At 59.1% G+C, this 19,116-nt stretch carries 19 protein-coding genes; 8 read left to right on the top strand and 11 right to left on the bottom strand.

Going from position 1 to position 19,116, the window contains the following annotated elements; translation table 11 throughout:
• Nucleotides 1-409: 409 nt before the first annotated feature.
• Complete coding sequence (locus C7450_RS27320; RefSeq protein ID WP_170147471.1) at nt 410-1,882, bottom strand: S1C family serine protease; 1,473 nt, start codon at nt 1,880-1,882, stop codon at nt 410-412.
• A gap of 92 nt (nt 1,883-1,974) precedes the next feature.
• Between C7450_RS27320 and C7450_RS27315 the strand changes: the two genes are divergently transcribed.
• A complete protein-coding gene (locus C7450_RS27315; protein WP_146227558.1) occupies nt 1,975-2,526 on the top strand; it encodes a T6SS immunity protein Tdi1 domain-containing protein in 552 nt (183 codons plus the stop codon).
• A gap of 183 nt (nt 2,527-2,709) precedes the next feature.
• Here C7450_RS27315 and rnhA read toward each other — a convergent pair whose 3' ends face one another.
• The 8 genes from rnhA to C7450_RS27275 form a co-directional block, all read right to left on the bottom strand.
• A complete protein-coding gene (gene rnhA / locus C7450_RS27310; protein ID WP_425351264.1) occupies nt 2,710-3,195 on the bottom strand; it encodes a ribonuclease HI in 486 nt (161 codons plus the stop codon).
• Between the two features lie 135 nt (nt 3,196-3,330).
• Nucleotides 3,331-3,837, bottom strand: coding sequence for a hypothetical protein (locus C7450_RS27305; RefSeq protein WP_110377645.1), 507 nt, complete (start codon nt 3,835-3,837; stop codon nt 3,331-3,333).
• Nucleotides 3,838-4,175: 338 nt separating this feature from the next.
• On the bottom strand, nt 4,176-5,450 hold the full coding sequence (locus C7450_RS27300) for a hypothetical protein (protein ID WP_110377644.1): 1,275 nt from the start codon (nt 5,448-5,450) through the stop codon (nt 4,176-4,178).
• Nucleotides 5,447-5,842: a hypothetical protein gene (locus C7450_RS34760; protein ID WP_245450137.1), complete on the bottom strand. Its 396-nt coding sequence runs from the start codon at nt 5,840-5,842 to the stop codon at nt 5,447-5,449. Before C7450_RS34760 ends, C7450_RS27300 begins: the two co-directional genes overlap by 4 nt.
• A 678-nt stretch (nt 5,843-6,520) precedes the next feature.
• Complete coding sequence (locus tag C7450_RS27290) at nt 6,521-7,069, bottom strand: recombinase family protein (protein ID WP_110377642.1); 549 nt, start codon at nt 7,067-7,069, stop codon at nt 6,521-6,523.
• A 524-nt stretch (nt 7,070-7,593) separates the two neighbouring features.
• Nucleotides 7,594-7,878 carry a BRO-N domain-containing protein gene (locus tag C7450_RS35235; protein WP_110377641.1) on the bottom strand — a complete coding sequence of 95 codons (285 nt, stop codon included), beginning with the start codon at nt 7,876-7,878 and terminating at the stop codon, nt 7,594-7,596.
• 386 nt (nt 7,879-8,264) lie between these two features.
• Nucleotides 8,265-8,636, bottom strand: a complete 372-nt coding sequence (locus tag C7450_RS27280) for a MarR family winged helix-turn-helix transcriptional regulator (RefSeq protein ID WP_110377640.1) — start codon at nt 8,634-8,636, stop codon at nt 8,265-8,267.
• Nucleotides 8,637-9,035: 399 nt separating this feature from the next.
• On the bottom strand, nt 9,036-10,505 hold the full coding sequence (locus C7450_RS27275) for a tyrosine-type recombinase/integrase (RefSeq protein ID WP_110377639.1): 1,470 nt from the start codon (nt 10,503-10,505) through the stop codon (nt 9,036-9,038).
• A gap of 459 nt (nt 10,506-10,964) precedes the next feature.
• Here C7450_RS27275 and C7450_RS35230 point away from each other — a divergent pair, with 459 nt between their 5' ends.
• Nucleotides 10,965-11,105 carry a 2Fe-2S iron-sulfur cluster-binding protein gene (locus tag C7450_RS35230; RefSeq protein ID WP_210206555.1) on the top strand — a complete coding sequence of 47 codons (141 nt, stop codon included), beginning with the start codon at nt 10,965-10,967 and terminating at the stop codon, nt 11,103-11,105.
• A gap of 553 nt (nt 11,106-11,658) precedes the next feature.
• On the opposite strand, the gene C7450_RS27265 is transcribed toward C7450_RS35230, so the two are convergent.
• The gene (locus tag C7450_RS27265) at nt 11,659-12,084 is read right to left on the bottom strand and encodes a nuclear transport factor 2 family protein (RefSeq protein ID WP_170147470.1); all 426 of its coding nucleotides are present in this window, start codon (nt 12,082-12,084) and stop codon (nt 11,659-11,661) included.
• A gap of 118 nt (nt 12,085-12,202) precedes the next feature.
• On the opposite strand from C7450_RS27265, the gene C7450_RS27260 reads away from it, so the two are divergent.
• The 6 genes from C7450_RS27260 to C7450_RS27235 all read left to right on the top strand — a co-directional run bounded on the left by C7450_RS27260 (nt 12,203) and on the right by C7450_RS27235 (nt 18,341).
• Nucleotides 12,203-13,039, top strand: a complete 837-nt coding sequence (locus C7450_RS27260; protein ID WP_342588549.1) for a fumarylacetoacetate hydrolase family protein — start codon at nt 12,203-12,205, stop codon at nt 13,037-13,039.
• Between the two features lie 129 nt (nt 13,040-13,168).
• Nucleotides 13,169-14,155, top strand: coding sequence for an NAD-dependent epimerase/dehydratase family protein (locus C7450_RS27255; RefSeq protein WP_110377636.1), 987 nt, complete (start codon nt 13,169-13,171; stop codon nt 14,153-14,155).
• A gap of 130 nt (nt 14,156-14,285) precedes the next feature.
• Nucleotides 14,286-15,083 (top strand): shikimate dehydrogenase family protein, encoded by a 798-nt coding sequence (locus C7450_RS27250; protein WP_110377635.1) that lies wholly within the window; start codon nt 14,286-14,288, stop codon nt 15,081-15,083.
• Nucleotides 15,084-15,483: 400 nt separating this feature from the next.
• Nucleotides 15,484-16,491 (top strand): TRAP transporter substrate-binding protein, encoded by a 1,008-nt coding sequence (locus C7450_RS27245; protein WP_170147469.1) that lies wholly within the window; start codon nt 15,484-15,486, stop codon nt 16,489-16,491.
• A gap of 24 nt (nt 16,492-16,515) precedes the next feature.
• A complete protein-coding gene (locus tag C7450_RS27240; RefSeq protein ID WP_110377633.1) occupies nt 16,516-17,820 on the top strand; it encodes a TRAP transporter large permease in 1,305 nt (434 codons plus the stop codon).
• An 8-nt stretch (nt 17,821-17,828) separates the two neighbouring features.
• On the top strand, nt 17,829-18,341 hold the full coding sequence (locus C7450_RS27235; protein ID WP_110377632.1) for a TRAP transporter small permease: 513 nt from the start codon (nt 17,829-17,831) through the stop codon (nt 18,339-18,341).
• A gap of 46 nt (nt 18,342-18,387) precedes the next feature.
• Here the strand turns inward: C7450_RS27235 and C7450_RS27230 are convergent, their stop codons facing one another.
• Nucleotides 18,388-18,951, bottom strand: coding sequence for a TetR/AcrR family transcriptional regulator (locus C7450_RS27230; RefSeq protein ID WP_170147468.1), 564 nt, complete (start codon nt 18,949-18,951; stop codon nt 18,388-18,390).
• Nucleotides 18,952-19,116 lie beyond the last annotated feature (165 nt).

Here is a 19,116-nt window from a genome sequence, read left to right as displayed (position 1 = left end):
TCACCTCCTTAACGACGTCAATAACGACGTCGTTAACGACGTGAACTTACCGGTTCAGACGCCTTCGAATAAGGCGGTGCTTATCGGCCGGTTACGAACTGATAGTATGTAAGCAATCTGCAATCACCGACAGCGTCGCGCGTAGCCACGCCGCTGATGATGTGAAATCGGCCGCGCGAGACATTTACGTCGCCGCAAAAAGACTATTGAGTCTGACGCAGGTTGGTAATGACCAGATGGCATTCAGCCGAAATATCCTCGCACCGTTAGTGAAGCCGGGTAGGGAAACCTACAAAGCCCTGAAAAGGGATATCTTCGGTTTGTAGCTAACGAGAATGTTAACAGGTATGAGGCTTCACAGCGTAAATAATCAGTTCAAAATGGAATATGCGTACCTTAGTTAGTTAGACTAACGACATACGATGAAGACGCTTGCCTTCTTGGCCCGACTGGCGAGGTCGGCAGGGTCTAGCTTCTCGCCCAATAAGCCGGTCTCATACGGCACTTGGTTCGCGTCGAGGAAGCTCGCCGCGAGAGTGGCTTTCACAGCGAAATTCACGTTCTGAGGAAGGTCACCCTGTGAGGCTGCCATCCTGATCGCGTCGAGCTTGGCCGAGACTACGCCAACGACGTTACCCGAACCATCGATAAGCGGCCCACCGGAGTTACCTGATTGGACCGGAGCCGACACCTGGAGATATCGGCTGTCGTCCCTAAGGCCGGCTAGGGCCGTGACGTTCCCCAGGGTGAAGTTGCCTGTCGTAGCCAGAACATCCGTATGCGGGAAACCGAACGCAGCGATGCCCTCACCCAGTCGAACACTTGCCCGAATGGGCAGGGTGTTCTCCACCGGTCCTTGGACTTTCACAACCGCGAGGTCGTTTGTCTTATCCTTGGCAAGGACCTGAGCGGGTAGGGGCACGGCACCGTCAGGCCGGGCGGTGATTGTCGAGCAATCATTGACTACGTGGGCATTCGTGACGATGTGGCCGGCCTTGGATACGAAGAAGCCAGAGCCGGTCGAGAAGGACGCCTTTGGATGCTCAGGGGGCGTTGGAGCGCTCGGTCGGGGTTGCTGCTCACGTGGCGCGCTCGCTACTTCCGGCTCTTCGCGCTCCCATGGGTAGCTTGCGCGCAAGGTCGTGGGAAATGGCGCTCCGGTCATGCTCGCCCAGAAGGACCCCGATACGATCGTCACCAGACGGCTGCCATAGACCGGCGCTTCTTCCTCGCCCCACGACATATCGAAGCCAAGAATGCCCTCGCCATCGTTGTGATAGCGGACATAGCGGCTATAGCGCCCCTGGTTGCCCGTGATAACGAAGAAATCTGCCTTGAGGACCTTGAAGTTGATATGGTCTCCGCTCCCGACCATTTCTCGCAGCGTACTCTCGTAGCTCGTCCTCACATCGGCAAAGGGCAGGTAATTGAACTTTATCAGAAGCCGATTGCGTGGTGCCCGCATTTCTACACCAAGGCTTGTTCTTGTCGCTTGAAGGTCTAACCCCATGGGGACCCAAAGAAGGCGTCCGCGTGTTGGATGCGGCACCCAGCGAAGGCGCCATGATTTGAGGACCGACACTCCCGAATCGAGGATGCCAGTGACTTGCGTCTCCGTCAGGACCCCGGTGGGCGTCTCGCCTCGCGAAAGCTGATACTGCCTTGTCGCCTCAAAAAGCCGCCGTGAAAACCCCACGTTGGGGACAGCGGGCCAGTGACCAGCACTTGTTAGGAAAAGCTGGAACCAGAGACGAGTTTCTGGTTTCAGACTCAAGAAGGCTTGCTGGGCGGGTTGGAAGTACGGGTCACGTCGCTGAGCCGAGGCGACTGTAGGCAAGCTGGCGAAAGCCAACAAAGTCAGTGCGACTATGCGCGTACGCATGTTCCCCATCCCAAGCAATAGCCTAGAATTGTTGCTAGGAGGGCACGGGAAGTCAATGGATCGATAGGGGCTAGTGTGGACGGAAAACTGGCGTGAAAGCTCCCCAGCGAAAAGCCGATCCAGCGCTGTGCGCTTCATTTTTCCGGGTTGTCGCCAATCGGCTCATCGGCCATGGTCTCGTGATGAACAATCGCCAGTCAGATTTCCTTCCTAACGAGATAACCACAGTCGATATCAGCGGCTGGGCGGATATCTTACCAAAGCGGTGCCGGGTTCTGGCGGCTAACCTGTTTGCTGATCTATTCATCGTGGATACCGAGGACGCGGTTCACATGCTGGAAGTGTCCGCGGCCTCGATCGCTAAGATCGCCGTTTCTGAGGAGGAGTTTCGCCAGCGGTGCGTCAACGATGAAGATGGGTGGCTGCTGCGTCCGCTAGCGGATCAATGCAGAGCAGCCGGGATGAATCCTACGGCTGACCAGTGCTACGCATTTACCCAGCTTCCCTTCCTCGGTGGGGAGTACAAAACCGAAAACATCTGGCTGTGCTCCTGGCGCGAATGGATCAGCTATACGGCATCAGTATTCGCGCAGACCAAGGATTTCCCGGACGGCTCCGCAGTGTCGATCCGAATTGTCGATTGAATGGCTCCCAATCTGGGAGAGCCTGCTCCAGCGTTGGTATGAGCCTATACGTTCTGATCGACTTGATCAGCAGATGATCGCTAGACGGTTGCTCGACGAGGAGCGGCACACGCCCTGTCGAGGCAACTCACCTCCAATTTTGCAAGTTTTCCTTAATCCAGCGCTGGTTTCGCGATTAAGAGCCTACGCCAGGCGCGCTCCTTGACCTATATCAGCCCGGCTCCGCCGTGAGCTGTTATCGTCACGTGCCTTTTCCGCCTCAGCGTTTGCAACGCCATCTACGCGTTCGTTCTCTTCGTGACCGGCATGTCCGCGTACCCAACTCCAAGTCACCGTCCGCTCGGCCACTAGACCTTCGAGATGTTCCCACAGCGGCTGGTTGAGCACAGGCTTCTTGTCCCCTGTCCGCCAACCCCGGCGCTTCCACGTTGGGAGCCATTCGGTGATGCCTTTTACCAGGTACTGGCTATCGCTATGGACGGTCACGTGGGAACCAACCGGCAGCGCTTGGAGAGCCTGGATTGCCGCAGTCATCTCCATCTTGTTGTTCGTGGTGCAAGGATCGCCCCCACTAATGATCCGCTCAGCGCCTCCTGTAAGGACCAAGGCAGCATATCCCCCAGGTCCTGGATTTCCGAGGCAGGCACCGTCTGTGTAAACGAGTATCATCGAGCTGGTCTCTGTGCTCATAGTTCGTCCTTATAAATCGAAGTAGTGAGATAAGGATTGGCCCCGGAGCGAACTCCGGAGCCTGACTTTCGTAAAACGACGGTGGCAATGCTGCCGCCGTGGTCATTCTCGAACTCAGCAACGACCCCGTGCAGGCGCGATCAAGGTGCGGTAGGCATCATCTGTGAGTGCGGCCATCTCTTCGAGGGCGTCGGTGGTCGCTGCCAACGTGTCAAGTGAAGCCCCGTCGGTTTTGATGATCCGCTTTGCAGCCTTCAGTTGGTGGTGAAGACATGCAGTCTCGCGAACGCTGACGTCGGCGGAGATCTCACGTATCAGGTCGTCAGCAGCGACGATGGCTGACCTAAGTCGATCGCGCGTCGTTTCCGGAACCCGGGGGAGCTTCGGCAGACGCTCTCCCCCGATCGCTCCGAGCGCATTCAACGCGAGCATAGTCTTCCTGTACTTGCGGACTTGATAAACGGACACACCAAGTATGCGGGCAACGGAAACATTGCTGAGCCGAGCGACGCTCCGATGCGACAGGGCGATGGTGAGGGTGCTGCCAACCACGCGCTGGCGATCCGCGCGTGTCAAAAGGCGGAAATCAACGGTCTGGGTGGTGGATGCCAAAATGTTCATGATTAGTTTTCTCCGAGTGATTGACGACAGTGCTCGTCTGGGTTGCCGATCCGGCTGGAAGCGACGGACGGAAATGCTTGTTGGATGATCGAGCTCGGGCGGCTGCAGCGCAGGTATTGTCCCGGCACAGTGGGGGTACGCCTCACACCGCTGCCTCGCGAGTTGTGGGATATCAATGAGGTTACGAGACAGATTGAGGTGTGTGGCCAGGACTAGCGGCGCCAGGTGGGACGCAGACACGAGCTCGCGCTACTCGACTTCCTAGCCGAGCAGGCGGGTACGCAAGTTACGGGTCTTGTTAATGGAGTAAGGGGGTACTGGTGAGCCCAAGTCCGTGGCTATGCCTTGATACTTACGGGAAGGGGCACAGACGCCACCTCATGAGCGACACGCTCCATGATCATCTTTGTCCTTTCGATCTTGGAACGAGGGACGAGAAGGCCATCATGGAGACCGAGGCCAACGATGCCCTGGTCTATGAGTTCATGAAGAACTTGGACAAGAATGACGCTCTCCGTGTACATGAAGCTCAAGCCTAGGCCCTGTCCTAGACACCCGCGTAGCTCGGGATGATGGCGGACAATAGCGGCCTTGGTTCGAGAGACTGTCCACTCACGCGGCAGTCCGTCGATACCCTCTGGCCATGTCCGTCTTCTGAAGTGGTCGAACAGCAGACAGTTCAGGACGGACTTCACCTCGTTGCGATAGCCCTCCAGGCCAGGGATAGCGTAGAGGTCGCTCACGGGAGGCGAAACGCCGATGCTGGCGTAGGCTAAGCGTGGGAACAGGGAAGAAAAGTCGAGATTACCGACGGGTTCGCCGTTGATCCTGATGGCCGCCCTGCGTGACGACTTCAGGTTCATCCAGAAGCCCCCGAAGAGGCGCCCTCCCTGATCAAAGCATGGTTCAAGGTCCTCCTCTCTCATGACAAAATGGCGCGTCAGGCGCCGTTGATAGGGATCAACTAGGCCAAGGCCGTCATCGACAAAGGCGATATCGGCCGCCTCCAAGAAGCGGTTGATCCTCTGTATCGACTCCCTCAACCCACGGGTTGCGGCTGTTTCTTCATAATCGACATATTCGCGGGTCACGGTTCGATTCCGACCCGCTCCTTGATGAGTGTTGCGGGACAGGATGATGACCTCTTCGCCCTCCAGCCGGCGGAAGTCGGAGAGGTCAATCGCGACGGGGTTCAGCGCGGAGCGGAATGCATCTGAAGGCGCGACGGATGAAGCCTGACCGCGCTCGGTGGAGCTTATCAGGTCGATCAATCGGAGTTGCTTGAGATGGTGAAGCAGACGACGGAAGGGTTTCCCGAAGGCTCGATTGCTGTAACGAGAGAAGCCCTTGTCGCTGTTTCCAGTGAGGAGACCCAAGCGCCCGCCCACGGGGGGCACCAATGTGGCATAGGCAAGGTTCGCCAGCACGGTCGCAAGGGCGGCTTCGTGGTGAATTTGGTCGATGGGGCGGCGCCTCCTTAAGCGGCACCCCATGGCCTTCTCATGCGAGGCAAGGTCGGCGCCTACGGCTTTGCACAACTCCCGAAAAGGGCCATCTCGGACGCCGAGCCACGGGTCGAGCCATGTATAACGAACCGCAGTGCTGGCAATCAATCCAAGGCCTCCAGCGCCCTACGCACCGTGGAGACGCCATAATTCCTTTCCTCGTGGTCCATCCTTTCAAGCTGAGCGATCCGTAGGCCGGCTGGTCCAAAAGCCTGAGTGATGATGCCGGCAATGATAACGGCCGCCTTTGGCGACAGCTCCCGATAGGCGCGCTTCATCTTGCCGGTCGTATGGTCGTACCAGAGGCCGGCGTTCAAATCCGTGAGGCCCCGAAGCCGCCGTGATAGCTGCACGCGGAAGGCTTTGTCCGATTTAAAACGTTGCGGCTCGAAGGACTGCAGTACGACCATAGCGAGAGCCGTCTCGACGATGGTGTCGGCTTCGACTGAAGTTCCGAGCTTGGCTAACTCGCGGGCCGCGGTGCGATAATGGCGGTCCATTGGCGCCTTTGAGGCGAGCACCCCTTTACTGTGCTCCAGAATGACACCCCAGCGGGCTTCGAGGCAGTCCCAGAGTGGGCTGACACTGTTCTTTGCGATCCGCCGCCTTATGGTTCGGAGCTTAGGCTTAAGGACGTCTTTTGTGATCGCAAGTTGCTCGGGATGACCATGACGGCGGTTTCTGGATTGGTGGGCGGGACAGTAGACAGCGAAACGGCTGGTGGTAGATCGCCAACAGCATCGACAAGTGCGGGGCATGCGTGGGCTCCATAAGAAAAGCCCGCCCTCCGGAAGGCCGAAGGACGGGCGATTAAGTCGTCTGGGTGTGAGGGACGATGTGAGGACTGCCGGAAGGCTCTCACGGGCTGGCGGGGTTTTGCAGCGGACCACGTTCAAACAGGCGCGGAAGTGCGAGCAAAGCCTTGTATAAACTCGTGCTAGCGGTGGTGACTGTTCCCCATATTCTAAGCTCTCCGCCCGCACACCTGCGGCGAGAGCATGTGCCGCGTAAGGCTGAAACCGCCCCTATTCCAAATGGTACGTGCAATTAAAGGTGGTAGTCATGTGACGGCGCAATCGATCTGGCTAGACATACGCCTCGACGAGATCGATCACCTCCAAAATTCTTCCTCTGTTGTATCCGCGCCCTCGGGACAAAGCCGACTGGCCCAATAACGGCTAGCCCGAAGCAAGGACCCTATGAACTGATGCCTTGCCGATCTCCAGGCGCCTCGCGATCTCCGAAAGGCTGATGCCTTGAGCCGATAGGGCCTTGATCTCGTCAGCCTTGGCCCTCGCGGTCGGCTTCCGGCCCTTGTACTTGCCATCGGCCTTGGCCTTGGCGATGCCTTCCCGCTGCCGCTCCAGCATCATCTGACGCTCGAACTGGGCTATGGACCCCATCAGGTTGAGGACCAACTCACCCGTGGCGCTGGACGTATCGATGGCGGGATCGAGAACCCGGAGGGCAACGCCCTTCTCCTTCAGGCGCTCGACGATCTGCCCGAGGTGTGAGACCGAACGGGCCAGCCGGTCAAACTTGGTGACCATGAAGGTGTCGCCTTTGCGGCAATAGGCGATAGCCTCATCGAGCTTCTTGCGAGGCCCTACCGAACTGGTCTGCTCAGTGAAGACTTGCTCACAGCCGAGAGCTTCCAGGTCCCTGACCTGGGCCTCCAGGCCTGCCGCCTGTTCGATGGTGCTCGTTCTCGCGTAGCCTACCAGCATGACACGTCATCCGTTCCGTTGAGGTCTTAGACAACGTGAGTCTGCTCGTTCCGAAAGTCAATACGACTTATAAGGAACGGGAAAGCTCACGGTCTGGAACGACTCACTAGACCAAGGTCCAACGGAACGACGGTGGTGGTGATGATGATGGAGACCCCCATATTTGAGGTAGGGTAAATGCTCTTGATGGTCAGGACCCAATAGGCCAGCCGAAGCGGCCCCACGGGGGGAACTGGCGCGGGCTATATGATCGATGCCCGCTCGGATTTTTCCGGTGAAACAAAAGGAGGCCTCCAGGATAACCTGAAGCTGTACCTAGCGGCGTATCACCTAGGTCTTTCGCTAATCTCATTTCTCAGAGATGTTCCTAGGGTAAGCCCTCAGGGACTCTTGAAGGTAGAATCTAGTGCTTCCTTAAATCCACTCATGAGCTGATGGTCTTCTTCGGCAGAGGCGCCGCGCTTCTCCTGTTGGTACGGGTAATGTCGGGGCAGAAGTCGAGGAAGTCGATTGCCCTGTATTTCCTATTGTCGGGGGTAATTGGCACGCAAGGGCGAATATGATCGCCATACCAATAAGTTAACCGATACCACGAGGCCGGGCACGTCTGGCATCTCCGAGACGGAGCTTTCAGCCACCGTCGAGCGGTCAGCCCCCTGGAGCACGTAACTGCCTGTCTTGCGTATCGCGGGGAGAACCTCACGAGTCACCCAGTCCTGGAAGGCGCGGGCCTCAGGTTTGTCCGAGCGCATAATGAGCTTGTAGAGGCCACTCTCGGAGCCGAGGACGGCCGGCTTACCAGTGTGCATTCCTAAGCCGATCCGATCGACTTTGGCGCGACCACTTTTACTGATCCTAGCAGTGGAAGTCTTTTTTGGGCGGAGGCCGTGGGTGGCTTGCAATCTTTCTCAGGCATATCCGTTTTGCCTCTGAGTACGGGAGAATCAGCTTCTCATCCGCGTCGAGCTTACGGACAGCCATGGCGGTACTCGGAGAGCCACAAGCGCCCGTGTAAATTCCGAGCGCGCTCTCACTCAGCTCATTCACGTGGCCTGCAAACCGCGAATGGTTTGAATTGAAATAAGCCTCTTTCCGTCATCCCTAAGTGAGAACGATACACTTTGCGCTCCTGGGAACCCGAGGGGCTCCAGTTTTTGGGGGCGCCTTCACCTGACAAATAGTCAAGTGAGTCTCGTCAGGGGCCAGAACCCGCTGCCGTCATAGTTGAGAACTCGATGACCTCGTTTGGGTGTAAATGGGAAAGCACCTCCTGCACGACCCGCACGCCCTCTGTCGTCAGGAAGATGAGAAAGCGCCGTGTTTCGTGAGGATCACGGACAACCTCCACAAGGCCGTATCCACCTAGCGCCTCAACCCGGCGCTGGATTGACTGGATTGATACCCCCGCCGCCTTCGCCGCATCAGCCATGGTAGCGCCTGGGTTGTACGCCACGTGAAGGATCAGCAGCACATTGGTCATTGAGAAGTCCTTGTGCGGCGCCTTCTCCAATTCACGAAACGACCGCACGATGTTGAAAAGGGCGAGAAGATCGCGGGAGTTTGACACGGCTGTACTCCATCAGGAGGTCGGCGGCGCGCGGATTGCGGCCGGAAATTCTGATTGCTGGGGGTAATTGCGTATCGCCATAGAGCCCCCAAGAACGGCCGCCAGCCCCTCCCTACCTGGGAGGGAGGCCCATGCCCACAGGATGACGGCCAAAATTGACCGACCCCTCACATAAAAGAATGCATGTCTGGAGTCGGTTAGCGGGCAACGTGTTACGCGTTCATGAGCGGCCGGAAGGCTCTCCGCAAGGCTGCCCTCAGGGGGCGCGTGATGGCAGTACTGATGGGCAGCCTGATAAGCCAGAAGACTGCCGTGTCCCATAGGGCCTTGCCCACGGTGATGGCGACAAGAAACGGCGACCAGTAACGTAACCAAGCCTCTGGCTTCCAAGCAATGGATTCACGAAGTTGATGGGTTTGTTGTGTCTCTTCTCAGCTTCAGTTTCGCGCGGCGGGGCTGTCTTTTCGTATCGGTTCTGGCGGTGCTTACGCCATTCGGTAAGGCGACAGCCTCGACACATGCCCGCATGGACTCAACGGATGCTGGCCCTGGATAACGCCCCATGGTCATTTTGAGTGGCAGAGCCACTCCGTCGATTGCTCCACCTTCGACTTTGTGACCGACAACGTTTGCGATCGTCCAAGGCGTATAGCCGACTGCGCCGCGCTCGATACCTTCGACGGCCTTACGAATGAACCATCTGCGCCAGCTATGGAAATCAATGTTCGATTGTCGCTGGTCTGCCGATCCCCGCTCATCGACCTTTAGGCGGCGGCGCTCTCGCGTAAAGGCCTGACTGACAGGCGCTGAGCGATCCCGCTTGGAGCCCTCTCGTTGCTCTCCAAGGTCATCGAAAAGGTAATCATCTGGCGCCTTAGCGCGGGTCCTCTCGGTGATCAGCGGCTTAAGCGAGGGGTGAAGCGGTACAGTCCTAAGGCCGCTTTCCGTCTTCGAGTCTCTGACCTTGAGTGCGTCATCGGCGCAATCAGCCACCTTTAGCCCCGCCACCTCTTCCAGCCGGAGCCCGCTCAAAGAGCTGACGAGAGAGAAGTCCCGCTCCCGCTTTAGCCGGATGCCGCCGAGTAGCTTCGTCACTTCATCATCCGTAAACGGGCGTTTCTTGTCGCTCGCTGTCTCTGTCCGGCGCCTTGGGGCTTCAACGGATTGTTCGCTCCATGGGTTGTCGGTGATGTCATAGCGCTTACGCATCCATCGCCAATAGGACCTCAAACACGACAGGTCCTTGTTGGCTGTCTTATGGTGCTCCCTGGGCAGCACATACTGCTCATGGATGAAGCGGCCAGCTACGCGCCGAGTGATGGCCTCGACGGTCTTGGGGACTCGGTTCTTTCCGCACCACGTTTCCAGCCGAGACACAGCACGTCTGATGTCTTCCTTGTAACCGATCGAAAGGTCCGCCTTCTCGGTGAACCAACGATCTAGAAGGGCGCCGAGTGGGGTTGCCCGACCGAGGGCGATTTCTGCGAACTCGTTGCCAGCATTGTAGCCGTGCTTACGTTCGATATCGTCGACGTGATCTCCGAGAATGTCCCGGAGATCGAGTTCCTCGTCGGCAGATATAACCACCTGCTCACCGGCCGCCTCTCGCTCAATCATATCACGCCATTCGAGCGCCTCGGTGGTTAGGCTCCGAGCCTGAGGCTGCCGCTGCTCGCCGCGCAGGGAAGCTCTCAGAGACTTTATCACGTCCACCTTCTCCCGTTCTGCCTCTAGCGGGTCAGTGGTTTCGAGGACGACTTTAAGCTTTGTCTTGCCCACACTGGTGACCAGCGAGGGAGGCACCCGCACGACAACCCTGATGCGTCTACCGTGCCATTCGAGGTGTTTTCCGAGCTTCGCGGGGGCCATTAAAAAGGAGTCCTTCGGGAGTGGTGTCCCCCAACTTGTCCCCCATTGTGTCCCCCAAATCAAGGTATTTAAACAATTGATATATAACGATTTCATCGCCTTAGGATACAGATGGGAGATGGTCCCTCTCTCTCCGCCAGATATCTATGTAAGTAATTGATTCCATTGAATAATTTAGAGTGCTGAAACGGCTGTCTGCCATTTCATACCACCTTCCTATTTGGACAATCCTGGACGCTGCACGGTGCTGTCATCCGATTCACGTGATCACGACTCCCGAAATTCTCGAGACGTTACGGCGCGTCGCAATGCGTGGGCGGAATGAAAACACGCGCAGGCTGCGCTCCACCCATCGGCAGCGTGTTCCGCTATGCCGTTGCCACGGCGCGTGCCGATTACTGACCCAACCTTTGCGTTGCGCGGTGCTCTGACTGACCGCAGAGGAAATCCTGGGCCGCCTTGACCGAGCTAGCCCGCGCGTTGAGCGGGAATATCTGCCGCTGCACAGGCTATGCCGGCATCATCCGGGCGGTGCGCGCTGCTGCCGCCTACTGCAATGCACAGGGAACGGATGCAGAATCAGGATCGATTTCCAGGTGACAGCAATCCGAAACGACGTGCGCGAGGTGAGAGGTCGGCTTATCCTATTGAGCCGATATATCCTGCTTTTCGCGGTGCAGCCTTGATGTTAGGCAAAAATAATATCGGCCTAAATCATTCTCGGAATGTTCACTAATAATATGCAATATTAGTTGCAGTTGTTTTCATTATTATTTATTATACCGAGTATAAGATGTTGGATTGGCTGTGCCGCACTCGCCGATAAGCTTCAGCGCGAGGGATAATCCGGGGACGGCGTACCAACCCGCACGCTCATGTCAGGCTCACCACTCGCGAAGTCGATGAAGATGCCTTTGGCCAGAGGGTGCGGTACTGGAACCGCACTGAGATGGTCGAGTGCTGGCGGAAACTCCGGGGCCAAGCTTGCCAACGAGCGTCCGGCAAAACTAGACATCGACGAGCGCGTTACAGCAGCCGATCATCCCCCGCCGTACTCGGCACGCCGCGCGGCGACGCCGGACGGGCGGAGAACTCTGCTCGCTGCTGCGCCTTGGGGCAGGGGCATTTGCGCCGCCCTGCCAGCCGTTTTGTCTCAGGGCTTCCGACGGAAAATCGGCGTCGCCGAGCGACGTTGGAACAGCCAGCCGTCCGCCGTCTCGACCGCGACATCCTCGCAATCGAGAACGCCGCTGGGGCCGGTCAGATCGAGAGGGCCTTCTCCCGAGGCGAAGCCGGAATAGGTGCTGAGATTGTAGGCGAACCGGCAGCGATCGCCTGCCAGGTCCAGGATCCGCAGGTTCGACGTCAAGTGACGGCTTGTGCGACCGGCCGGACGATTGGCGAGGTCACCCCGGATCGCGTCCGGACCCCGGAGGTTGCCGGCAGGACGTGCCCATTCGCCATCCGGCACGAATAGGGCGATCAGATCATCGATCCGGTTATCGTCCAACGCACGGAAGAAGTCGTTCACGAGCATCTGAAGCGCCACGAACGCCTGAGCTTTTTCACTCGTTGTCAATTTTTGCATCCTCCCTGTTGCCAGGCCGGGAAATTAAAGTACATTCCTTCATAAATGTATTTAATAGGCAAGTTCGGTTGGCGCGTCCAGCCGACCGGGAGGATCGACCTTGAAATTGGTGACATTCGAAGCGGACGGCGTCCGCGGGTTTGGGGTCGTGCGCGGCGAGGAGGTCGCCGACCTTGCGGCGGCATTGGGATGTCGATCGTTGAAGGAGGCCCTGGCGCAGGGGCTCGACGTTGCGGCATGGGATCGGGCTGCGGCTGCGGCTCCCCGGCACAGGCTCAATGCCATCCGGCTCCTGCCGCCGATCGACGATCCGGACAAGATTCTCTGCGTTGGCCTGAACTACGCCAATCATGCGGCCGAGTCCGGCAACGAGCAGCCCCCCTTTCCGTCGATCTTCGTGCGGTTCATCGACACGTTCGTCGGCCACGAGCGGCCGGTCATCGCGCCGGCGAATTCGGAGCAGTTCGATTTCGAGGGCGAACTGGCGGTGGTCATCGGCCGCAAGGCGCGCCAGGTGCGCGCGGACGAGGCGCTCAGCTACGTCGCCGGATATACCTGCATGGCGGAGAATTCGGTGCGGGATTTCCAGAAGCACTCGCGTCAGGCGACGCCGGGCAAGAACTTCCCTGAAAGCGGCGCCGTGGGTCCCTGGATCGTTACGGCCGACGAGATTGCCGACCCGTCGAACCTTCGGCTGACGACGCGGGTGAATGGCGTCGTCAAGCAGCAGGAATCGACGAAGGCCCTCGTGTTTTCGATTCCCGCCTTGATCGCGTACATCACCCAGTTCACCGAGCTTCGTCCGGGCGACATCATCGCCACCGGCACACCCGCCGGCGTAGGGTCCTCCCGCAAGCCGCCGGAGTTCCTCAGGCCCGGTGATCTGATCGAGATCGAGGTCGACGGAATAGGCACGCTCCGCAATGCGGTTGCCGCCGGAGCCTGACCGGCCGTTCAACCGGTTCGTTTATCCCATCCGAGTGCGGATGCCCGCACGTCAAGTCGCTCATCGCGCGGCGGGCCGTGGCACCGACGATGCAATCCCGCGGCCGTTGAAGGAAAGAGGGAACGGGCAATGAAGATCCTCATTACGGGTGGGCTCGGCGTCAACGGATCCTGGGTCACGCGCGAAGCCATCAGGCGCGGCCACGACGTGACGGTGATCGACGTCCGCGACGACTTTTCCCTGATGACGGCTAACGAGCGGGCCGGCCTTGATTTTGTGCTGCTCGACGCCGGGGACCTCGACAAGACCGCGGCGCTGATGCGCGAACGGCGCATCGAGGCCGTGATCCATATGGCGGCGGCTGTCGGCAGTCAGAAGCCGGAACCGGATCCCTACCTGGTGTACAAGATCAACACCGACCTGACCGCGAGGCTCCTTGAGGCGTCGCGATTGGCGAATGTGAGACGCTTCGTGTTCTCCTCGTCGCGAGCGGTCTATGGTCCGATCGCCGGTGAATACCAGGCGCCGTTCTACAGGCCCGTTTCTGAAGACCATCCGCTTCTGCCGGGCAAGCTCTACGACATGTGCAAGGTGGCCTCCGAATGGATCGGCTCCGAGTTCGCCGCCTCCTATGCCATGGAGTTCGTCGCCCTGCGCTATGCGATGATTTTCGGTCCGGGGAAGACGGTCCGACACGGCAAGTTCGGCACGGTGAGTCGCATGATCGAGGACGCCGCCGCAGGGGTTCCCGTGCGTATCGACGTCGGTGGCGACCAGAAGGACGACATGATTTTCGCCGAAGATGTGGGGACGGGCACTCTGCTCGCTGTCGAAGCGCCAAAGCTCAATCACACGGTCTACAACATTTGCAACGGCGTCGGGCATACGCTCAATGACGTGGCCGCCGCGATAAGGGCGGAGATCCCGGGCGCGGAAATCGCTGTCGGGAACGGCCTGAATTTTCTTGGCACGGACGCGAACTATTCCGGGATTCTCGATCCCGCCCGCGCGATTGCAGATCTCGGATACATGCCTCGGACCGACCTGCGCGACTGCGTTCGCAGGTATCTGGCCGCGATCGACCATACCGGTCTTCTGGCGAGACACGCATCCTAGAGCGCGTCCATCTGCTGCGGGCTTGCTGTCAAAAAGAATAGACAAGTAAAATCAATGGTTTGTATGGAACCGGCTGATTCCGTCCAAGCCGGATTTGCCTAGGCCACGACCAGTCCGGGAGGAAGCCGCGATGACAGTTGTTAAGCCGATCACCGGTGTCACGCGCATGATCGCGAGCCTTGCCGATCCGGTAATCCAGGTGCGCGCGCCTTCGATCATGAACGCGGTGTTTGCCCGGCATGGGCTGGATTGGATCATGCATCCGATGCACGTCAAGCCGGAGAACCTGGGCGCGACCGTCGCGGTGCTGCGAAGGACGTCCAATTACATCGCCTTCACCACGACCATTCCCCACAAGCAGCAGATCACCAGGCTAAGCGACGAACTGATGCCGAATGCGAAACTTTGCGGCGCGGCAAACGTCACCAAGATCATCGATGGACGGCTCGTCTCTGAGATATTCGACGGCATTGGAATGATCGGCGGCATGGCGAAAAGCGGGGTGACTGTCGCGGGCCGGCGGGTGCTCGTCTGCGGGGCCGGCGGAGCGGCGCGCGCCATCGCTTTCGCCCTGTGCAAGGAAAAGCCCGCATGCGTCCATGTCCATAACCGGTCCGAATTCAAGGCTCTGGAACTGGCCGAGGCGATGCGGCGCGCCGTTCCCGCGCTTGAGATCGCGGCCGTCTCCGGCAATCGGACGGATTACGACGTCATCATCAATGCAACGTCGCTTGGTCTCAAGGAGGGCGATCCGACGCCGCTTGATTTTGGCAGCCTGAACCGAGAGACGGACGTCGCCTGTGTCGTCGCCCCGCGCGAGAGCGAGACGATCCTCGCCGCGCGCGCGAAGGGCTGCCGCGTGGTGCCGGGCATCGAGATGATGAAAGCGCAGGCCGAGGCCATCACGGCCTTCATCGCCGACAGGTAATGCCCCGGCTGGGGAGATAACACTTGACCGAACCCTCGAATTCCTGCTCATCTATGTCGTCAAAAATTTGACGACATAGATAAATAGCGGGGGCGGCGTGTGGAGGTGGGCGTGGGCAGTGGCAGACGTCGAACTGATTGGACCGTGTCGAGTTCGAACACGACCAGCGGGACCGGAGTACCTTAAGCTTCGGTGCTGACGAGCTCCCATCCGTGTGTCGACGGCTCCTCAGGTTTCGCTCCTCCCGCGTGCGCAGGAAGCATGACCGACAGGGAACAGCTCGCCGCGATGGAAGCGCGCCGTCACTTCTGCCCCGCGAGCCGACAGACGCTCAGACATGAACAAAAAGCGGGGCGGGATACTCGCCCGCAGAACCAAAGTCAAAAAAAGGGAGGAAGACATGAAATCAACGCTTGCGAAGATGATCTGCGGGCTGAGCCTTCTGTTTGCACTCAGCATATCGGAGCCTGCTGCCGCGAAGACCGTGCTGAAGGTGGCATCGTTCACGCCCAAGACGAACACCATCTTCTCGTGCGGAGTCGTTCCGATGCTCGATGAGCTCGCGGCGCTCGATGATGTGACGCTCGAAGGGTACTACGGTGGTGGAGCCTTCGGGAATGCGACCCAGCAGTATGACCAGGTGGCGCGCGGCATCACAGATATGGCCTTCGGGATCACCTCCTATACGGAAGGTCAGTTTCCGCTGACCGAACTGATCACGATGCCGTTTGCGGTGGGCGATCTGGATTCCGGCACACGGATCCTCAACGACACGATCCTCCCGGAGTTCCTGGGCGCGGAGTGGCAGGACGTCAAGGTGATCCACCTGTGGATGACCTCGCTCTACCAGATCCATACGCGCAAGGAGTTGAAGGATCCGACCAACCTGTCGGGCTTGCGGATACGCTCCGCTGGAGACGTTCACCTCGCGGCGATGCAAGCCCTGGGTGCGCAAGTCTCGTTCATCCCCTCTCCCCAGATTTACGAGAATCTGCAGAAGGGTGTCCTGGACGGGATCCATGGAAACTGGACCACAACGATCGCCTTCAAGGTCGCGGAGGTCACGAAGCACCATTACGTGACGAACATGGGCACCAGCATCGGCTTCACGGTGATGAACAAGAAGACCTATGAGGCGCTGCCGGCGGACGCCAAGGCCATCGTCGACAAGCATTCCGGGACGCAAGCGTCGATCAAGACCTCGCGCTGCTTTCTCACCTCCGATGGCAAGGCGATCGAACTGGCCAAGAATCTCGGCAACGTCATCCACGAGCTGACGCCGGAACAGCGCCAGAAGATGGCCGACACGGTCGTCCCGGTGATCGAGAAGCGCCTTGCCGAGCTCGAAGCGCGGGGGCTTCCGGCACGGGCTGTCTACGACCGGATCATCGAAGAGCGCTCGAAGTAAGCGGCGAATGTGAAGGGCGCTGACATGTCACCCGAAACCATAGGTCTTATCGGCATCACCGCGCTTCTGGTGATGATATTCTTAAGGGCGCCTATCGGGGTCGCCATGCTCCTGGTCGGCGTCATGGGAATATGGGCGCTTCAAGGCTGGTCGGCGGTCAACTTCGTGTCATCCACCTCGCCGGTGCACGTCCTGTCGAGCGACACCCTGTCGATGGTCCCGCTGTTCCTTCTGATGGGCAACTTCGCCCTCCACTCGGGCATGGCGGGATCGGTTTACAGATCCGCAAACGCCTTCGTCGGATATTTCCGCGGAGGGCTCGCGGCGGGAACGATCCTGGCCGCCGGCGGATTCAGCGCCATCTGCGGCAGTTCGCTGGCGACGGTCACGACAATGGCCCGCATCTCGGTGCCGGAAATGCTCCGCTACGGTTACGATCCCAAGCTCGCCGCTGGCGCGGTGGGTGCGGGCGGCACGCTCGGCATTCTGATCCCGCCCTCGCTGCTGATGATCCTCTACGCCTATATCACCGAGACGTCCGTGGGCCGGCTCTTTGCCGCCGGCATCATTCCCGGAATCGTCGCGATCCTGCTGTACTGCGCGGCGATCGTGATCTGGGTCTCGCTCGATCCGAAGATCGCGCCGCATCAGAAGCGGCTGCCCTTCCACGAGCAGATGCGGACGCTTCTCGACATCATGGCACCCGCTCTGGTTTTCGGCATCGTCATGGGCGGCATCTTCGGCGGGTTCTTCTCCCCAACCGAGGGAGCGGGGGTCGGCGCCGCGGCCGTCCTCATGATCGGCATCGCCTTCAGAACGCTCGGGCCATCGGAAATCTGGACCTCCGTCCGGGAGACGGTGCTCATCACCGGCATGGTGTTCCTGCTGCTGATCGGCATCGACTACTTCAACTTCTTCATGGAGGCGTCGAGACTTCCGGCGACCATCGAAGCGTTCTTCCTCGGCCTCAATGTCCCGCCCTTCGCCCTGCTGATGATGATCATCCTCCTCCTGGTGCTGCTGGGCTGCGTCCTCGATTCGATCGCGATCGTGCTGATCATGACGCCGTTTCTCTATCCGATCATCTCGCATATCGGCTACGATCTGATCTGGTTCGGCATCGTCCTCGTCATGGTCGTCGAAATCGGCCTCCTGACGCCGCCCTTCGGGATGAACGTGTTCGTCATCAATGCGCTCGTGCCGCAGATTACCCTGAGTGAGGCCTTCCGGGGCGTTACGCCCTTCCTCATGGCGGATTTCGTGCGCGTCGGGATTCTCATCGCCTTCCCGCCGCTGTGCCTGTGGCTTCCAAACCTGCTGTTCAATTGAGGCATGATATGAACTTGAAGAAGCTCGTCTCATGGCCGGTGGTTGCGCTGGAATCCCTCGCAGCCGTTGCCCTTCTTGCGATGATGTCGGTCGTCGCAATCGACGTGGTGCTGCGCAATCTCGGCGTCGGCTACATCGTCGGAGTTCTGGACCTCACGTCGCTCGCGCTGATCGTTGCAACCGGCTTCGCGATCCCGGTCACCTTCGCGCGCAACAGGCACCTCGTCGTCGAGCTTGGCACGTCGGCAATGTCTCCCCGCAACAAGGCGAGGCTCGAATCGGTCTGGCTTTGCCTCGGCGGCCTGCTGCTGTTCTATGTCGCCTATGTCGTACTGCAGGAAGGGCTGCACCTCGCCGCAGTGGGCCGATACAAGGGGATCCTTCGCATATCACCGTTGGTGCACCACAGTCTCGTGGCCTTCGCGCTCCTCGCCAGCGCGGTCTCGATGCTGGTGATGGCTGCCCACAAATGGTCCGGGCGCGATAGGCTCGAAGACGAGGAGGGCGGCGCGGTCTTGTGATGCCGCGGGGACCTCATCGGCATCGCGCGACGGTCGCTCGAAGCCCTCAGGAGGCGATCAACTTGTTTATCTGTTCCTGCAGGATGGCGCGCACGGCGATTTCGTCCTGAGGCCAGAAATTGCTCCCGCCCAGCGCTTCGCCGACGACATAGCCGCGGATGATCCCCATCGTGATCCGCCGCAGGGTGCTCAGCTTTTCGGGATCGTTGGCGGCCTCCGGAAACAGGTCGACCCAGGTCTTGTTGATTGCCTTTCGCGAAAGTGCGTGCTGCCTCGAAATGATGTGCGACAGGTGTGGGTCTTTTCGGACGCCGAGGTAAATCTGGATCACGGCTAGAAACGTCGGCGACGAGAACGCTTCGCGATAGTTGGCGAGAATGAATTCCAACCGCTCGCCGATCGATTTGTGGACGTGCTCCTCGCCGTTGAAGCGGAAGTTTATCTGATTCATCGCATGATCGACGACAGCGACGATCATGTCCTCCTTGGAGCTGAAGTGATACTGAAGTGCGCCGCGCGTGACTTTCGCCTTTTCCGCGATCATCTTCGTGGTACCGGCCGCGAACCCAACATCGCTGAACACATCGATGGCTGCCGCAAGCAGTGCCATTCGTGTCTCGACCCGGCGGGCTTCGTTACTTCGCCTCTCACGTCGTAGGGCGGGCACGGTATGATTCATGGGCTTAATGTCTACCAATATTTTCCATGTTCTGTCGAACCCGTATGCAACAGATTCAACGGACGGTGAAGCGGCAAGGATGTCAGCATGTCTGAA

It is taken from the genome of Chelatococcus asaccharovorans (assembly GCF_003201475.1).
GTDB classification, from domain to species: Bacteria; Pseudomonadota; Alphaproteobacteria; order Rhizobiales; family Beijerinckiaceae; genus Chelatococcus; species Chelatococcus asaccharovorans.
The sequence above is the reverse complement of the archived record's forward strand: the minus strand, read 5'-3'. Positions and strand labels throughout refer to the sequence as shown.

What these genes read in the sequence shown, in the direction of transcription:
- rnhA (WP_425351264.1), bottom strand. Translation starts at nt 3,195, where the DNA reads ATGATACTCGTTTACACAGACGGTGCCTGCCTCGGAAATCCAGGACCT.
- C7450_RS27305 (WP_110377645.1), bottom strand. Translation starts at nt 3,837, where the DNA reads ATGAACATTTTGGCATCCACCACCCAGACCGTTGATTTCCGCCTTTTG.
- C7450_RS34760 (WP_245450137.1), bottom strand. Translation starts at nt 5,842, where the DNA reads ATGGACCGCCATTATCGCACCGCGGCCCGCGAGTTAGCCAAGCTCGGA.
- C7450_RS27255 (WP_110377636.1), top strand. Translation starts at nt 13,169, where the DNA reads ATGAAGATCCTCATTACGGGTGGGCTCGGCGTCAACGGATCCTGGGTC.
- C7450_RS27275 (WP_110377639.1), bottom strand. Translation starts at nt 10,505, where the DNA reads ATGGCCCCCGCGAAGCTCGGAAAACACCTCGAATGGCACGGTAGACGC.
- C7450_RS27320 (WP_170147471.1), bottom strand. Translation starts at nt 1,882, where the DNA reads ATGCGTACGCGCATAGTCGCACTGACTTTGTTGGCTTTCGCCAGCTTG.
- C7450_RS35235 (WP_110377641.1), bottom strand. Translation starts at nt 7,878, where the DNA reads ATGCACACTGGTAAGCCGGCCGTCCTCGGCTCCGAGAGTGGCCTCTAC.
- C7450_RS27240 (WP_110377633.1), top strand. Translation starts at nt 16,516, where the DNA reads ATGTCACCCGAAACCATAGGTCTTATCGGCATCACCGCGCTTCTGGTG.
- C7450_RS27235 (WP_110377632.1), top strand. Translation starts at nt 17,829, where the DNA reads ATGAACTTGAAGAAGCTCGTCTCATGGCCGGTGGTTGCGCTGGAATCC.
- C7450_RS27250 (WP_110377635.1), top strand. Translation starts at nt 14,286, where the DNA reads ATGACAGTTGTTAAGCCGATCACCGGTGTCACGCGCATGATCGCGAGC.
- C7450_RS27245 (WP_170147469.1), top strand. Translation starts at nt 15,484, where the DNA reads ATGAAATCAACGCTTGCGAAGATGATCTGCGGGCTGAGCCTTCTGTTT.
- C7450_RS27230 (WP_170147468.1), bottom strand. Translation starts at nt 18,951, where the DNA reads ATGGCACTGCTTGCGGCAGCCATCGATGTGTTCAGCGATGTTGGGTTC.
- C7450_RS27290 (WP_110377642.1), bottom strand. Translation starts at nt 7,069, where the DNA reads ATGCTGGTAGGCTACGCGAGAACGAGCACCATCGAACAGGCGGCAGGC.